Annotated in this window: 12 protein-coding genes; 8 read left to right on the forward strand and 4 right to left on the reverse strand. The window is 44.8% G+C overall.

Annotation, left to right across the window (positions count from 1 at the left end; all coding sequences use genetic code 11):
- Positions 1–280 precede the first annotated feature (280 nt).
- From ACVBDY_RS19420 to ACVBDY_RS19430, 3 genes are all read left to right on the forward strand, one after another.
- Complete coding sequence (locus ACVBDY_RS19420; RefSeq protein WP_447177124.1) at positions 281–601, forward strand: DUF6660 family protein; 321 nt, start codon at positions 281–283, stop codon at positions 599–601.
- A gap of 76 nt (positions 602–677) precedes the next feature.
- The gene (locus ACVBDY_RS19425) at positions 678–5,078 is read left to right on the forward strand and encodes a CusA/CzcA family heavy metal efflux RND transporter (protein ID WP_447177125.1); all 4,401 of its coding nucleotides are present in this window, start codon (positions 678–680) and stop codon (positions 5,076–5,078) included.
- A gap of 79 nt (positions 5,079–5,157) precedes the next feature.
- Positions 5,158–6,402, forward strand: coding sequence for an efflux RND transporter periplasmic adaptor subunit (locus ACVBDY_RS19430; protein WP_447177126.1), 1,245 nt, complete (start codon positions 5,158–5,160; stop codon positions 6,400–6,402).
- A gap of 84 nt (positions 6,403–6,486) precedes the next feature.
- Here the strand turns inward: ACVBDY_RS19430 and tssD (ACVBDY_RS19435) are convergent, their stop codons facing one another.
- From tssD (ACVBDY_RS19435) to ACVBDY_RS19445, 3 genes are all read right to left on the reverse strand, one after another.
- The gene (gene tssD, locus ACVBDY_RS19435) at positions 6,487–6,882 is read right to left on the reverse strand and encodes a type VI secretion system tube protein TssD (RefSeq protein WP_447177127.1); all 396 of its coding nucleotides are present in this window, start codon (positions 6,880–6,882) and stop codon (positions 6,487–6,489) included.
- A 135-nt stretch (positions 6,883–7,017) separates the two neighbouring features.
- Positions 7,018–7,404, reverse strand: coding sequence for a type VI secretion system tube protein TssD (gene tssD / locus ACVBDY_RS19440; RefSeq protein WP_447177128.1), 387 nt, complete (start codon positions 7,402–7,404; stop codon positions 7,018–7,020).
- A gap of 200 nt (positions 7,405–7,604) precedes the next feature.
- Positions 7,605–8,645: an endonuclease/exonuclease/phosphatase family protein gene (locus ACVBDY_RS19445; RefSeq protein ID WP_447177129.1), complete on the reverse strand. Its 1,041-nt coding sequence runs from the start codon at positions 8,643–8,645 to the stop codon at positions 7,605–7,607.
- A 237-nt stretch (positions 8,646–8,882) separates the two neighbouring features.
- On the opposite strand from ACVBDY_RS19445, the gene ACVBDY_RS19450 reads away from it, so the two are divergent.
- The 5 genes from ACVBDY_RS19450 to ACVBDY_RS19470 all read left to right on the forward strand — a co-directional run bounded on the left by ACVBDY_RS19450 (position 8,883) and on the right by ACVBDY_RS19470 (position 15,384).
- A complete protein-coding gene (locus ACVBDY_RS19450) occupies positions 8,883–11,630 on the forward strand; it encodes a carboxypeptidase regulatory-like domain-containing protein (protein ID WP_447177130.1) in 2,748 nt (915 codons plus the stop codon).
- Positions 11,631–11,688: 58 nt separating this feature from the next.
- Positions 11,689–13,542, forward strand: coding sequence for a DUF5689 domain-containing protein (locus ACVBDY_RS19455; RefSeq protein WP_447177131.1), 1,854 nt, complete (start codon positions 11,689–11,691; stop codon positions 13,540–13,542).
- 62 nt (positions 13,543–13,604) lie between these two features.
- Positions 13,605–14,057 (forward strand): Xre family toxin-antitoxin system antitoxin, encoded by a 453-nt coding sequence (locus ACVBDY_RS19460; protein WP_447177132.1) that lies wholly within the window; start codon positions 13,605–13,607, stop codon positions 14,055–14,057.
- 26 nt (positions 14,058–14,083) lie between these two features.
- Complete coding sequence (locus tag ACVBDY_RS19465; RefSeq protein WP_447177133.1) at positions 14,084–14,512, forward strand: RES family NAD+ phosphorylase; 429 nt, start codon at positions 14,084–14,086, stop codon at positions 14,510–14,512.
- A gap of 98 nt (positions 14,513–14,610) precedes the next feature.
- Complete coding sequence (locus ACVBDY_RS19470) at positions 14,611–15,384, forward strand: amidohydrolase (protein WP_447177134.1); 774 nt, start codon at positions 14,611–14,613, stop codon at positions 15,382–15,384.
- Positions 15,385–15,417: 33 nt separating this feature from the next.
- Here ACVBDY_RS19470 and ACVBDY_RS19475 read toward each other — a convergent pair whose 3' ends face one another.
- Positions 15,418–17,094, reverse strand: coding sequence for an Ig-like domain-containing domain (locus tag ACVBDY_RS19475; RefSeq protein WP_447177135.1), 1,677 nt, complete (start codon positions 17,092–17,094; stop codon positions 15,418–15,420).
- Positions 17,095–17,124 lie beyond the last annotated feature (30 nt).

Below are 17,124 nucleotides of genomic sequence, written 5' to 3' on the forward strand. Positions count from 1 at the left end.
TCATCATATACAAATATCGGAAAATATTTGCGGAGTATGAAATTGCGGTAAGTGGTATTTTTGGGCATCACCGTTAATATATGGTTAATATGCCGGAATATATTTGGATTTTATTTGATGATGCTTTTATAAATTACAGAAAAATTTATACTATTATTGGTAATGTGACAAACCTGTCTTATAATTCGGGCAATATTCTTGACTGGAATAAATTTTAAGATATCGTTATGTGCGGAAAACCTTAAAAAGTGTACCTTTGTTTTGATAAAACAGCAGATTGTTGCGAAAAGTATTAACCATATTATTAAGTCTTTATGTACTGGCGCTGTCTGTGACACCCTGTTCGGATACGGTTACCCCCGATCCGCATGATGGCAGTCTTAAGGAAGTGCACTGCGATGTGGATAGCACGGACGTCGGTCACCTGGACTGTACCCCTTTTTGCACCTGTGCCTGTTGCGGGATTGTAATTTCCTTAGAAGCTCTTCCCGTTTACCCCGATTTTAAAACTGTCGGGAACTATACCGATAATTTCCCCCTGCACTATTCTTTGCCGAGGGAGTACCACCATTCCGTTTTACAACCGCCTCAATTGGTTTAACATTTTCTGATAGGACGGATTTCGCCGAAAATACGCGGAGTCCTATTTACCGAATGTTAAACTTAATTGAATTCGCATGATTGATAAGATCATCGGCTTTTCTATTAAGAACAAAATTATCGTGTTCTTAATGGTAATAGCTATTGTCGGTGGCGGGTGGTACGCTGTAAAGACCATAAACCTGGATTCCGTTCCCGATATAACCAATAACCAGGTACAGATCATTACCGTGGCCCCTAACCTGGGCACGGAAGACATTGAACAATTCGTAACCTATACGGTAGAACTCGCCGTTTCCAATCTCCCGGGGGTGGATGAAATACGGTCTGTCTCCCGTTTCGGGCTTTCCGTAGTTACCGTTGTATTCAAAGACGATATGGGGACCTACCTCCCCAGGCAACTGGTAAGTGAAAAACTTTCCGAAATAAAGGAAGAAATTCCCACGGGTTTCGGAGAACCCTCTATGGGACCTATTACAACCGGGCTCGGGGAAATATACCAGTATACCATAGTCCCGGAAAAGGGATATGAAGACAAGTATTCCCCTACCGAGCTCCGTTCGGTCCAGGACTGGATTGTAAAGAGACAAATGGCCCTGTTGCCTGGTGTAGTCGAGGTCAATTCCTTCGGGGGAAAAGTCAAACAGTATGAAGTGACCTTAAACCCGGCAAGGCTTAACAGCGCGGGGGTGTCCATCCACGAAGTATATGAGGCTTTGCAGCAAAACAACGCGAATACCGGAGGAGCATACATAGAGAAAGGCCATATGGCCAACTTTATCCGGGGAGAAGGGCTTATCAAATCCCTCGACGATATACGGAATATCGTTATAAAAACCGTAAACGGACAGCCTGTACTTATCAGTTCGGTCGCCGAAAACGTCCGTTTCGGAAGCCAGGTGCGCTATGGCGCCGTAACACGCGATGGTGAAGGAGAGGCTGTAGGAGGCATGGTTCTATTGCTCAAGGGGGAGAATTCCAATAAAGTGATACAGGATGTAAAAAATCGTGTAACGGAGATCGAAAAATCCCTTCCCGAAGGACTTACCATCAAACCTTTTATAGACAGGAGCGACCTGATCCAACGAACTACGGACACGGTAACCAAAAATCTTGTGGAAGGGGCGTTAATCGTCATTTTTGTCCTGGTATTGTTGCTGGGTAGTTTCCGCGGAGGGCTCCTGGTGGCTTCCGTGATACCGTTGTCTCTCTTTGTAGCTCTTATCCTGATGAAAGTATTCGGGGTCTGGGCCAACCTGATGTCGTTAGGAGCAATCGATTTTGGTATCATCGTGGACGGGGCGGTGATTATAGTTGAAGGGGCGGTGCACTTCATAGAAAAAAGGCTTGGTAATAAAACAAAATCGCTGACCGGGCGGGAAATGGATACCATTGCATACGAATCCGGCAGCCAGATGATGAATTCCGCTTTTTTCGGGCAGCTGATCATCCTTATCGTTTTTGCCCCTATTTTATTCCTCACCGGGGTAGAAGGTAAGATGTTCCAGCCTATGGCCTATACTTTCGGGTTTGCCATGATCGGGGCTATAGTACTGTGCCTTACCTACGTGCCTGCCATGTCGGCATTATTTCTGAAACCATCGAAAGGGAATACGAGGTTTTACCGCTTTGAACGGGTTATTAAGAATACGGGAGACAGGATTATTAATTTCTGCCAGGATGCATACCGTCCCGTATTGATAAAGGCACTTAAGGGCGGGAAGGCCGTGATCATCTTTTCGATAGTGCTTCTCGGGTTATCCGTTTTTGTTTTCAGCCGCATGGGAGGGGAATTCCTGCCCAGGCTGGATGAAGGTGATATGGCCATGCAGGTTTTGCTCCGTCCGGGCAGCTCCTTGTCCGAAAGTATATCCGCAACGACCAAAGTAGAGAAAATAGTGACCTCTTTCCCCGAAGTAAAAACCATGGTTTCGCGTATAGGGGTTGCCGATATACCCACCGATCCCATGCCTATGGATATTGCCGATTGTATCCTTACCCTGGAAAAAGATAAATCCAAATGGACAACGGTAGAGACCAGGGAGGAGCTCATAGAAAAAATAAAAGAGGCCATAGAGGTTATCCCTGGGATAAACACCGTGTTTACCCAACCTGTGGAATTGAGGTTCAATGAACTTCTTACGGGAGTGAGGGAGGATATAGCCATTAAACTATACGGAGAGGACCTGGGAGTGCTTGCGGAAAAGGCGGAGCAGATGGCGCGTATTATCCGGAGTGTTGACGGTGTAGGTGATGTACGGCCCGAAGCCACATCCGGACTCCCCCAGATGACGGTGAGCTATAACCGGCAGAACATGGCCAAATACGGACTTACCATAGAAAAGCTGAATACCTATATCAGTACAGCATTCGCAGGGCGTAAGGCAGGGGTTGTCTTTGAAGGGGAGCGGCGTTTTGACCTGGTACTGCGGTTCGATGAACTGTTCCGGAAAGATATTGGAAATCTCCGGAACCTTTATGTGGACCTTCCGGAAGGAGGACAGATACCAATACAGGAAGTGGCAAAAATAGATTTTAAGCCCGGCCCTATGCAGATAAGCCGCGACAATACATCCCGCAGAGTATCGGTAGGTGTTAACGTAAGGGGCAGGGACGTGCAATCGCTGGTAGAAGAAATTCAGGGAAAGATGGAAGCGGAACTGGATCTCCCGGCGGGATATTACATCAAATACGGGGGCGCTTTTGAAAACCTTCAAAGGGCTAAGGACCGGCTTGCCATTGTTGTACCCATTGCACTGGCCATGATATTTATCCTGCTCTATTTTGCCCTGAAGTCCCTGTCGCAGACCGTTATGATCTATATGGCAGTGCCATTGGCCGCGATAGGGGGAATACTTTCCCTATGGATACGGGGAATGCCTTTCAGCATATCTGCCGGGGTAGGATTTATCGTGCTCTTCGGTGTTGCCGTACTCAACGGATTGGTACTGATAAGCCGCTTCAATAGCCTTAAAGAAGAAGGAGTGTCTGATATAAAAGAGCGTATCCTCCTGGGGACAAAAGAACGTTTGCGGCCCATAATCCTCACGGCGCTGACCGACGTGCTCGGTTTCTTTCCGATGGCTGTTTCTGCCTCCGCGGGCGCAGAAGTACAACGTCCCCTGGCAACCGTGGTTATAGGAGGATTGGCTACAGCTACACTGCTTACACTTATTGTGGTGCCTATTCTCTATTATATCATAGAAAACAGAAAAGTAAAAAAAGAAAAAAATCCAATGAAGAACAGAAATGTTTTGCCCGGACTGGGATTACTGCTGTTGCTTTTGCTTCCCGGAACTATGCGAGCACAACAGTCGCAGGAAATTGTTTCGCTAAAAGAGGCACTTTCCAGAGCCCTGGAAGAACATCCGGGAATAAAACAGGCAGAACTGTCTGTGGAGCAGAAAAAAGCGCTGCGGGCTACGGCTTTTGATCCCGGGCAGACCAGCATCAGTACCGGCGGCGAAGAATACGGGGGAGCAGATAGGGTACGGAACACACTGACGATAGGGCAAAGTAATATCGATGTTTTTGGTACCATCGCAAAATCAGCGCTTACTAAAGCCCGTGTGACAGAAGAGACCGGGCGACTTAATGTGGTGCGGCTTAATATGGCCATGGAAGTATACAGCGCCTATTACAATGCGGTAAATGCCCGGGAAAAACTCAGACTTGCCGTACAGCTGGACAGTATTTACAGCGATTTTTTAAAGGCGGCAAGATTGCGTTACGAAACGGAAGCGACCACAAAACTGGAACTCCTGGCAGCGGAAGGACAATACGGGGCAATAGCAGCGAGGAAAATTGAAGCGGAAAATGACTATAAAAAAGGGCTGAATACCTTAAACCGCTGGATACTAAAAGAAACCCCTTTTGAAGTGGAAGATGCCGCTGCTTTGTTTATAGAACAGGAAGGAATGCAGGAAGTATGGAAAGAAAAGGTAAAGGAACATCCGGTTATGCAACTTGCACAATTGGAGACGGAGACCCGGAAATCCCTGTGGCGTACGGAAAAGGCAGATTTTTTGCCCAAATTAAACGCTTCTTATGGCTGGCAGGAAATAGCAGGGCAAAGTGGATTTTATTCCTGGAATCTCGGTGTGTCCGTACCGTTGTTTTTCTGGAACCGGAACGCACAGGCCAAAGCGGCAAAGGTACAGGTGGAAATGGCAAAGGAGCAAACGGCACAACAGCAGATAAACCTGCAAACCCGGGTGCGTACCATGTTGAACGATTACGATAAGCTTAACGCCACGGTAAAACTGTACCGGGAACAGCTATTGCCACTGGCACTTGAGCAGATTGCCGCGGCAGATCTGAGCTATCGTGAAGGAGAGATCGATTACGTGTCTTTTATTCAGAACCTGAATAATGCCAAGGAGGTCCAGAATGTTTACCTGGACCGCCTGTGCGAATACAATATGACCGTAATACAGCTTAAATACCTTTTAGAACCCGGTACCATAGTCGATAATTAACCCGGGAAAAATATAAAGTAAAGACACACGGCCGTGTATCTCAATCACACTGTGTCCCAAAAATATAAAAAGAAAAACAATGAAAACAATTCGAATAATAATGTTTATCGCCACGGTCCTTTTATTTGCCGCCTGTGGCAAGACTAAAAACAAGGAAGCCGATAGGAGATCTGAAGCCCGGAAAATAACAATTGCGGAAGAACAGGACCGGCAGGACCATACTGAAGAAAATACGGTGACCCTCACCGGGGAGCAACGGGAAGCCATAAACTTGAAACTGGGGGATCTTACCGCAGTTAACCTGGACGGAACCATAAGGGTTACAGGCGAACTGGAATTGTACCCGGAAGATGAAGCAACAGTGGGCTCTTTTATGGACGGAAATATAAGCCGTATACTGGTAAAACCAGGCAAAAAAGTAAAAAAAGGACAGGTACTTGCTTATATCGAAGACCCCGCATTTATCGACCTGCAGGCCAATCTGAGGGAATTACAGAGCGAATATGAATATCTCAGTCAGGAATTTGACCGGCAGAAGAAACTTTATGAGAATAAAGTGGCTTCGGGAAAAAATTACCAACGCATCACTTCCGATTATAAATCGGTTACGGCCAGGCTGGAAAGTACGAAGGCCAAATTGCGGTTACTTCGGGTAAATCCCAACGCCATTATAAACGGAAGAACTTACGATGCCCTTCCGGTTGTTTCCCCGATAAAAGGTTACGTCAGGGAAATAGGAGTGACCATAGGACAGCGGATCACTACCGGAAGCCAGCTTTTCCGTATCATGGACAAGGAAAACATTCATGCCGATCTGCTGGTGTATGAAAAGGACCTGAATAAGGTGAAGGAAGGACAGAAAGTAACCCTGTATATTGCCAATGACAGGGACAGGCCTGTGACAGGGAAGATCACGGAAATAGGCAAAAATTACGAAAGCACGATCAGGGCGGTACGGATGCATGCCAGCCTGGAAGGCGACAAAGAACCGTTTGTTCCCGGAATGTTCGTAGAAGGATTGATAGCTGTGGAAAACATGAAAACGATTGCCTTGCCGGAACTAGCTGTAGTGGAAGATGAAGGCAAAAAATACATTTTTATCAAAAAAGAAAGTACGGGAGATATAGAAGAGGATAAAGTTAAGGATGCCGGGCAGGAAAAATGGGCTTTTACCAGGATGGAAATCATAACAGGAGGTACGATGGAAGGCTGGATAGAGATAAAGCCTTTGGACACCATTCCCGGAAAGGCCGAAGTGGTAACGGAAGGCGCCTATTACCTGCTTGCGGAGATGAAAAAAGGAGAGACGGAGCACTCGCACTGATCTCCGGCGCATGGAAATAAACTAAAAGCTCCGGGAATACGCTTTCCCGGGGCATATGTTTTTAAGGAAATCCGGGAATGTTCCTTATGCCTGCATCGGCCACTTTTTAGTGTAAGAAGTGTTACCGATGTTTATTTCCTTGGCGGATATAACAATTTCCGTAGTCATGGGTTCGTCACCTATAGCCCGGAATTTTTCGTGATAACGGATACAGTATCCTTTTTTAAAGGAAGTAGTACGCATACGGCTCATACCATCCCGTTTGTAAAAGATCAGTTTTCCGTCTTTGGTTTGGGAGTTGCTGATTACCCAGTCGGAAAAACTATCTTTCATATCGGTTTCCAGTACCAGGCGGATTTCACCGCCTTTGGCATTAGTAGAGGGCTTTCCGTTGTGGTCCGTACCCTTTTCTACCCGGATGTCATATTCCAGAACGTTATAAGACATTTCATCGATTTCGAACTTGGCTAAAAAAGACATAAGCTATTGGGTTATTACATGGGATACAATTTTTTCTACAGGGTATTTAAGGAAATAAAGGGAGTCACACGGACTCCCTTTGATAGTAATATTTGATCGGTTCGCTTATTACAATATCAAATGAGAAATTAAATACTATACCCATTCGTTGATGTGCTCTCCGCCGCCACTGGCGATGACACGGCACGATATGGTGAAAGTTTCCGTGAGAGGATTATCGCCGTTATGGTCAAAATTCTCCCGGTATTTAACGAGATAGCCTTCGGTGAAGTTCACTTCACGTAGTTTGGCATCCGTATCGCGTTTAATGTAAGTGATTACTCCGTTCTTACGCTCGAAGTTGTTGGTCATCCACTCCAGGAAAAAGGAATCTCCGGTAGATTCTACAGTGAGATTAATACGTCCCCCACGGGTTATTGAAGAAGGGCGTCCGGTAGCATCTACCTCTTGTGCCAGGTCATAATTGGCATTCAAAATGTTGACTTTCTTGCCGCCAACAGATAAAGTTGCTTTAAATGACATAATACTTAAAATTTAAAGAATTAAGGTTAATTACTAAAAATACCAAATCAAATATCTAACTATATAGAGCCTGCAAGATATTAAATGCGAAGATATTATGCAACGCTTAGTGTTAAGAAAGTGTTGTTTTTCTGTTTTGAAAAGTGAGAAATGTAACCGGTGAAAGTAGTCCGGAGGCAGGCTGTTTTGTTGAAATATCTTTACTGTATCTGTTTTACGAGATATATGTACACAGGGAAGTGATCACTGTATCCACCCGAATAACTTCCATTGGCATAACTCCTCAACGGATAGCCTTTATAAGGGCCTGTCGGTGTGAGCAGATAATGTTTGTTGTAGATTCCCGCTTTCCAGTAGCGATAAGACGATTTATCCTTTTTAAGGAGCTCGCCCGTAAAGAATATCTGGTCGAACAAATGCCATTGATCCCGGTGAGCAAGGGTACCCATGCCTTTTTGTGCCATTTCTTCCATCGGGTTGAAAAGTTCCCCGTCTTTTACTCCTGCCTTTTTTTTTCTGGTTTTCAGTATTTTTTTCAGGCTCGGATCGGTAGGGTCGTCGTTGAGGTCGCCCATACTGATAATTTTTGCAGAAGGGTTTACAGTAAGAAGGGAATCTATGATCTTTTTATTGAGTTCGGCTGCCGCTAGCCGGTTTGGTCTGCTCTTCTTTTCTCCCCCGTAGCGGGAAGGCCAGTGATTGACTATAAAATGGACGGGTTCATCGTCCAGAATACCGCTGACCAGGAGCTGGTCCCTGGTGTATATTCTGTAACCTTCCTCGTTGTATATTTTTAGTGGAATATTGCTAAAGCCGATAGGCGTAAAAGTACTTTTCCTGTACAGTAAAGCGACATCTATGCCGCGATGGTCCGGGGAGTTGAAATGTATGATCCCGTAATTATATCTGCCGAGGGCACTATCGCTGACCAGATCGCGCAGTACGTTCCCGTTCTCTACCTCTGCCAGGCCAATGACATCCGGGGCGGTTCCGGTAACTTCTTCCCCGATTTCCGAAATCACCCGGGCCAGTTTGGATATTTTATCCGCATAACGCCCTGAAGTCCATTTGTAGGCTCCGGAAGGGGTTCTGTCAGCATCCGTATCGGAACTTTGAATCGTATCAAAGAGGTTTTCCGCATTATAGAAAGCGATGGTTTTTACGGAGTACTTTTTCTGTGCGGAAACCATCCGCAGAGAAAATACTAAGACAAACAGTAGAAGAAGTACGGGTTTTGTCATAATGAAATGTGAATAGGATGAATACAATTACCGGGAGAAAGATAGAAAAAGTATCTGTAGCCGTAAAGGCTTAAAAAAAATGAAACTTGCTGAAGTACAGTGTTTTTGGTGCTTACGGATATTATAGAAAAAATTTATCACGAAAAATTGGGACTCCTTTCATTTTGTGGTGTAGAATTTAATAGCGGGCATAGTATAATGTATTGAAAGCCTGTGCTCCAACTAAAAAACCAGAATATGAAACAAAAACTACTCTTACTGTTTTTATTACCATATATACATTGCAGCTTTGGCCAGACGCTTTCCCGTGTCAAGGGAAGGATATTGGACTATCGTACCCGGGTCCCGCTGAAAGGCATTCACGTCCGTATTCAAGGAACCGCACACAGGCAGCGTAGCGGAACGGACGGGACGTTTGTCTTCGGCGGGATATCCCCGGGGAACTTTTCACTCCATATCAGTGCGGACGGATATCTTTCCAGGGCTTTTCCACTGGATGTGACCAAGAACGAAGATGTGGATATCGGCGATATATTCCTGGAACAGGATATTTCCGGGGAAATGTCGGAAACCCTTGCGATTATAACAGATAACGAACTGGCTGATGATGAAAGCGGGGCAGATGTGGCATCCGGCATATTACAGGCTACGAGAGACATATACCTGCAAAGGGCCGCTTTCGATTTTAGCCAGGCTTTTTTTAAAGTAAGGGGATATGATTCCAGGGAAGGAGTGGTGATGCTCAACGGGATTCCCATGAATAAGATGTTCAACGGCAGACCGCAATGGAATAACTGGGGCGGTCTGAATGATGTGACCAGGAGCCAGGAACTCTCCTTCGGGTTGTCCCCTTCCCCGTATCATTTCGGCGGAGTTCTGGGTAGTACCAATATCATTATAAGGGCATCGGAATACAGGCCCGGTTTCCGGATATCGTCCTCTGCATCCAACAGGTTTTACAATGGCAGGCTTATGGCTACATATAGTTCGGGTATGCAGGAGAATGGTTTGGCATATACCTTATCCACTTCCAGGCGATGGGCCGGAGAAGCGTATATGGATGGTACCCTTTATGATGCCTGGTCTTTTTTCGGTGCGGTAGAATACCGTTTCAATGAGAAGAACAGTATTCAGGTTTCCGGGATATATGCACCGAACCGGAGAGGAGGTTCGGCGGCGATAACCGGGGAAGTGTTTGATATGGCCGGAAGAAAATACAATCCGTATTGGGGAATGCAGGATGGTGATATCCGTAATTCCAGGGAAAGAAGCATAGAGGAACCGGTGGCATTGCTTTCCTATTTCCACGAAAGCGACAGTTTTCGGTTTTCGGCAGGAGCTTCCTGGCAGTCCGGTGCTTACGGAAGAAGCAGGTTGGGGTATTACAATGCCCCGAATCCGGACCCGGTTTATTACCGGTATTTGCCCGGCTTTTACATTAATAGTCCGTCCGGCGCCAACTTTGAAAACGCCGCCCTGGCGAGGGAAGGATTTTATGAAAACCCCCAGATAGACTGGGGCGCTTTATACCGGATAAACAGCAATCCGTCGCAGGCAGGAAAAAGTGCATATATACTTTATGACGACAATTCGGATGAAACGACACTTACGTTCCATACTTCTGCACTTGTTCGCCTGGGCGGCTCGGTCACTGTAAATGCCGGGGGTGTCTATAAAACATCGACATCGGAAAACTATGCAAGTATAAGTGACCTTCTGGGAGGGGATTTTCATGAAGACGAAGACCCTTTTACCGACACCAGGAACGATGTTAACGGTGAAGCTTTAAAATATAAAGGAGATACATTTAATTACAATTATAGTATATACGCGCAACAGGCACAGGGTTTTGTACAACTCCGGGCCGAGCGAAAAAAATGGAATGCGTTTGTTGCTGCGAATTTCGGATATACCGGTTACCAGAGAGAAGGCCATTTTTTAAATGAGCGTTTCGCGGATAATTCTTTCGGGAAAAGCGATATCCTTAAATTTTCGGAATACGGCATAAAGGCCGGGGGACTGTATCATATAACCGGAAGACATGCCTTGAGTATTCGTGGAGGGTATATTTCCAGGGCGCCCCTGTTACAAAATTCTTTTGTGAACCCGAGAGAGAATAATGAATCGGTAAAGGATATTACCACGGAAACGATTATTAGCGGCGAAATTTCCTATCTTCTTCGTTTACCCGGGCTTACGGCAAAACTGAGTGGCTATTACACCGGTTTCGAAGATGTTACCGATGTGAATTTCTTTTATGTGGATGCCGGTGTAGGTAGTGACTTTGTACAGGAAACGGTCAGCGGCATACAAAAACGTCATGTAGGTGGTGAACTGGGGGTGTCTTACCAGGTATCCCCGGAAGTAAAGCTTACGGCAGTCGGGGCCTATGGGAAATTCACCTATGCTGATAATGCTGATGTGGCCATTAATTTTGATACCTCGGGAAGAGAAGAAGACCTTATAAATCCCGATGGGTTCCTGGATATTGGCAAGGCATCGATAAAGGGTTACAGGCTGGCTACAGGGCCGCAACAGGCATACTCCCTGGGAATAGAGTACAGGGACCCGGACTACTGGTGGGTGGGGATGACCGCAAATTACCTGGCGGATAGCTATGTGGATATATCCAAAATAACCCGGACTGACAGTTTTTATGTGAACCCCGAAACCGGGGAGCGCTTTCCCGATGCTACGGATGAAGCAGTGTCTGCCCTGCTTAAACAGGAAAAACCGGATGATTTTTACCTTCTGAACCTTACCGGGGGGAAATCCTGGCTGATAAATGGCACGTATATAGGGCTTTTTGTCAGTGTGAATAATGTATTTGATACCGTGTACCGGACAGGAGGATATGAACAAAGCCGCAATGGTAACTTCGGGCAATTGTCATCCGATATGGCTAGAGGAGTCCCTTCGTTCGGGCCAAAGTACTGGTATGGTTTCGGGCGAACTTATTTTATAAACCTGGCAGTCAGTTTCTAATATGGAAAGGGTAAAAAAACATGCGGTAATAGTACTTATGGTTCTACAATGGGCCTGTGTGAATAGTACCTACGATACCCCGGCAACAGGGTGCGAAGAAAAAGAATTGGAGCCCAATATTACGTTTGCAGAAGTCAAGCAACTGTATGAAGATGAGGTAATGCTTATACATGAAGACCTTGTGATAGAAGGCTATGTTATTTCCAGTGATAAGACAGGTAATTTTTACGGAACCCTGCATATCCAGGACAGGCCTGAGCATCCGCAGGAGGGATTTCAGATCGATCTGGATTTAAGGGATTACCACCTTTTATATTCCACAGGAAAAAAAATACGTATTCGGTTAAAGGGGTTGTACCTGGGTAAAAGCCAGGGAGTGCTGAAAGTTGGCGGGGTGTTTGCCAATGCGGGAGGGACCTTGTCCGTAGGCAGATTGCCCGCTTCCAAAGTTCACGATCATATTTTTGTTTCCTGTGAAGATACCAAAGACATTATTCCAGAAATGACTTCGGTGAGTGAATTGGATGATAAGATGATAAATACCCTGGTGAGACTTCCGGGGATGGAAGTGAGCCCGGAAGGCATGTGCCAGCCATATGCGGTTGCCGGAGAAAGCGGAACGGACCGTATACTCAGGAACTGTAACGGAGAAGAAATTGTATTGCGAAACAGCGGTTATGCCGATTTCCAGTCGGAAACACTGCCTCTCGGTAACGGAACGATAACTGCGGTACTCGGAAAATACAGTAATAAATATCAGCTTACCATCCGCGATATGGACGATCTGGACTTTAATGGCGAACGGTGCGGAGGTATTGTATATTCGTGTGACCTCACCGGGGCCGATGCTACCATTGCCTATGTCAGGGATATGTATGACGGAAAGACTGTGGAGATATCCGAAAACATAAAGATCACAGCGACGGTCATATCTGACCGGGAAGCCGGAAATACGGATGAAGTTAATGCCGTAATAGAGGATGACACTGCCGGAATTGTCTGTTCTTTCACCTCGGGGCACACGTTGAACCCGGGAGACAAGGTAGAACTATCCGTTGCTGCTGCATCCCTGGAAAAGACTAATGGGCTGCTTTATATAAAGAACATTCCGTTGGAAAATATAGTATCCGCAGAACCCGGACATCTTCCGGAACCGGAAAATATTATGCTTTCCGATGATCTTAAAGCCTATGAAAGCAGGCTTGTGAGGATGGATAACGTGCAGTTCGAAACCCTGGGAGTGATTTATTCCGGGATACAGATAATCACGGATTGTACTGATGCCGCAAAAGTATTTACCAGGGAAGCAGCTTCTTTTTCGGGAGAAACGGTAAATGATGGGAAAGGAAGTATCACGGGAATTGTCTCCGTATATGAGGATGAATATTGCCTGGTACCCGGAAACCCGGATGATATTGATTTTACAGAACCCTATGAAGATTGTCTCGGTGGAACAAACCTGATGATCACAGAGTATGTGGAAGGGTCTTCATATAATAAATTCATAGAGATCTATAATGCTACAGATGTGGATATTGACATGGATGGTTATGTTTTGGCAAGGGATTTTAACGGGGATGGGGATTTTGAAAACTATACAATAGGACTCGCAGGTATAATTCATCCCGGTGAGGTGTTGGTCTATGCACATACTCAATATGATGAAACCTTGTATAATGGAGAAGTAGCAGATGTAAATAGCCGGGCACTCGGCTTTAATGGAAATGACCAGGTAGTGCTCATGAAAAACGGGATAATTATAGACCATATAGGCATTCCCGGAGATGAGAACTGGGGAATGGACAAAACATTTCGAAGAAAAGCAGAAGTTATAAAGCCCAATACATCCTATGATGAAAACGAATGGGAAGAATACCCGACAGATGATGTAAGCGGGTTGGGAGTGCGTTAAAACATATGAATATCAGAACGGATATTTTATTAAATGGATAAAAATATGTAATTTTACTTATCATGAATGGTATTTTTACCGAAACAGGGTCGGGTATGGTTACTGAAGAAAAATTGTTCCGGAAAATCCCCAGTGAAATAGAAGCAGCCTGGATGGTGACGTATTTGTCTGAAAAGCCTTTTTCTCCTTTACATATTACAATACTAAAATCCAAGATAGGTGTTAGTGATGAAGTACTGTCCGGGATACTCAATATTGCTCCCAAAACTTTTATCAAGTACCGTAAAGATGCGGCTAATGTGAGGATTGATATCAAAGAGCATATCGTAATGCTTTTGTCATTAGTAAAACATGGGGCAGAAGTTTTTGGAAGTTCACAGGACTTTAATCGTTGGCTGGAAATGCCCAATGTCTTTCTGGAAAACAGGAAACCTCTTGGTTTTCTTAATACGATTAGCGGTATCAGGTTGATAGACAGTAGGCTGACGGCAATGGAGTATGGAGACAATGTTTGATGAATATGGAGGTTTTCAGGATTTCAATGGCAAAATATGCTTTTTCTCTTAAGGCTTCGGGTGCCGCAAACAGGTGGAACAAGGAAAATGAATACGTTATTTACTGTGCGGAAAGCAGGGCACTGGCCGTATTGGAATTGGTTGTTCATAGGAATTCCATTATGAACAGGGCTACATATAAACTTATGACTATTACGCTTCCCGATGAAAAAAAATATTATGAAGAAATAAATCCGGGAAAATTATCCCAAAACTGGAAAAGCATCGCTAATTATGCGAATCTTCAAAAAAAGGGAAGTGATTGGTACGTGAAGCAGATATCGTTGGTATTAAAAGTCCCTTCCGTTTTGGTGAGAGGAGAGTATAATTATATAATTAATACCCGTCATCCCGATTTTGACAAAGTGATCCTGAAAGACACGGAAGATTATCATTGGGACAAAAGATTACTGTAGACAACTACCTCGAAGCATCCTGATAGCTCAGAGGGTATTTCAAGTTTCATTTAGTGAGTAAATTTGCTTGATGACTCGATTAAAAAATGAATGAAATAATGAGTAAGGAATTAAAAACCGCACTTATACAAACCGCTCTTGTCTGGGAAAATCCCCATATAAACAGAACGGTATTGCGAAAAAAAATAGACGAACTTCAACGGGATACCGACCTGGTGGTGCTTCCGGAAATGTTTACCTCCGGGTTTACCATGAAGCCGGAAGCGGTTGCCGAAAGTATGGAAGGTGAAACTATGATATGGATGCGGGAAGCAGCGAAAGAAAATGACGTAGCGATAACGGGAAGTGTTGTCATCGAAGAACAGGGGAAATATTATAACCGTTTGTTATTTGTTCATCCGGACGGAAAGGTGGAGCATTACGATAAAAAACATGCTTTTACCCTGGCCGGGGAAAATGATGTATACGATATTGGTACTGAACGACTTATCGTATCGTATAAAGGATGGAAGATCTGTCCGCTTGTATGTTACGACCTGCGTTTTCCGGTATGGGCGAGAAACACGGAGAACTTTGACATGCTTCTGTTCGTTGCCAACTGGCCTTCCCCGCGGATAAGTTCCTGGGACATACTCCTGAAAGCAAGAGCCGTAGAGAACCTGTGCTACTGTATCGGCGTGAACCGGGTGGGCGAAGACCACAACGGGCATAAATACCCGGGGCATTCCGCCGTATATGATGTACTCGGGGAGCAGATGGTATTTTCCGAAAATGAGGAAACAGTATATGCTACACCGGATAAGGAAAAAATAACATACTATCGGGATAAACTTCGTTTTCTGGATGACAGGGATGAATTCAAACTTCTTTGATATCCTTTTGTTCTGCGAAGAAAATCCGGGACATTATTCTTCGATATTGGCCGGAATACTGTCTTTTTCCGGTTCCGGCGGCGCAGGGTTCCTGAGAATAAAGTCTTGTTCGATCTCCCAGTTCGCTTTTATGTCCAGGACACCGGGGAAGTGACTTACCCTTTCCGGCTGTCTTTTCTCCAGGTAATCACCCGTATCCCATTTTCCGTTGCCATTATCGTCATAAATCACCCGAAGAAGATATTTTCCCGGGTCGAGATAGTTGAAATCGTAATAGCTTTTTGCCTCTTGGGCATAAATTTCGTCTTTAACTTCACCTTTTTCCGTCGTAAGTTGAAGAAGAATCGGAAAAGAATCGACATTACTCAGGATCATGCGCAGGTTTCCATAATCGGCAAAGCTTTTGGTGCTCAGATTGTAACCCAGGGTATCATTGGTTTCCCCGAAAAAATCATCTATAGCGCCCGGCAGCATGGTTACCTGGTATTTCTCATTGGGGAGTGTTTCCCATTTCAGCCGGACAAGGTTTTCTTTTTCATCGATCTCCGATGTGAAGTCAACTGCCACAGAATCTTTGTTAAGAATGGAAATTTTTTCCATGGTCACAGCGTTGATAGGGGTATTGGCGCCTATGGAAAAAGGTTCTTTGAAAGACAAACTTCCTTTTTGTGCCGGAGCGAGGGTAAGGGTATCGTTATATAATTCTTTTATTTTTACCGTAAAAGTATCCCGGACCATGACACGTGGGTTTGTTACCTTAAAAATAAGGGAATCTGCCTCAACAGGGGTAAACCAGTAATGCAGGGTGTCTTTTTCTTTGTCCTTTATAATCCTGTACTTGTAATCTGCAGGAGGCTCCGGATAGAGCATGTCTATGGCAATGCTGTCCGCATCTGCCGTACCTTCATACCCGAAAATGATCCTGTTCTTGGCAGCGAGTACCGGCCTGGCAGCCCGGTAGTATGAATTGTCCTCGAATAAATTCAGTCGGTACACCGAATCGGTAGGGACGTCGATAAAATCTTTAATAAAGGCAATTTTATCCGTTTTAGGCACATACGTATTGGTGCTGGAATTATCCTTTAACCCTATCAACATATATTTCCCCGCCTTAATGTTGGTGATCTGGAATGTACTGGAACTGTCCAGGGTATTGGTGATATAAGTGGGAACCTGTTTGTAAACAATGGAATCGGTATATGTCGAATCTATTTCATAGAGCATTACGGATACGAAGTCGTCCGGTTTTTTCTGAATAGCGTCTGTTATATATCCGTTTACGGTAAGGGAGTCCACATAGTCCCCTGTGGAAAATACGTATTTGAAAAAGGAATACGGGTTCTCCTCGTTATTGTCTACGATACTCTGCCCGAAATTAAACACATAGGTAGTATTTTCTCTCAGGGTATCACTTATTTTAATATCTATATATTTACTGGCGCTCCCCTGTGGCATGATCTGCGGTGTGGTTTTCATAGGCGGGGATACGATAAGCTGCTTCTGAATATCCTTCAGTTTAATGTATTCGTCAAAATAGATACGTATCCTTTTCGCTTTGAAATTGGTGCTGGATGTATCCGGTTCCGCCGATACCATTTTCGGAGGTGTTATATCCTTCTCTCCGCCGGTGGGGGAACCACGTTTGGCACAATTCAGAAGGGTAAGAAAAATGCATAGGAACAGCCCGGTATTTATAGCCTTTTGTCTCATGTAAACAAACTTGTTTATCGCCTGACAAAG

The sequence above is a fragment of the Sinomicrobium halophytocola genome (assembly GCF_052983395.1).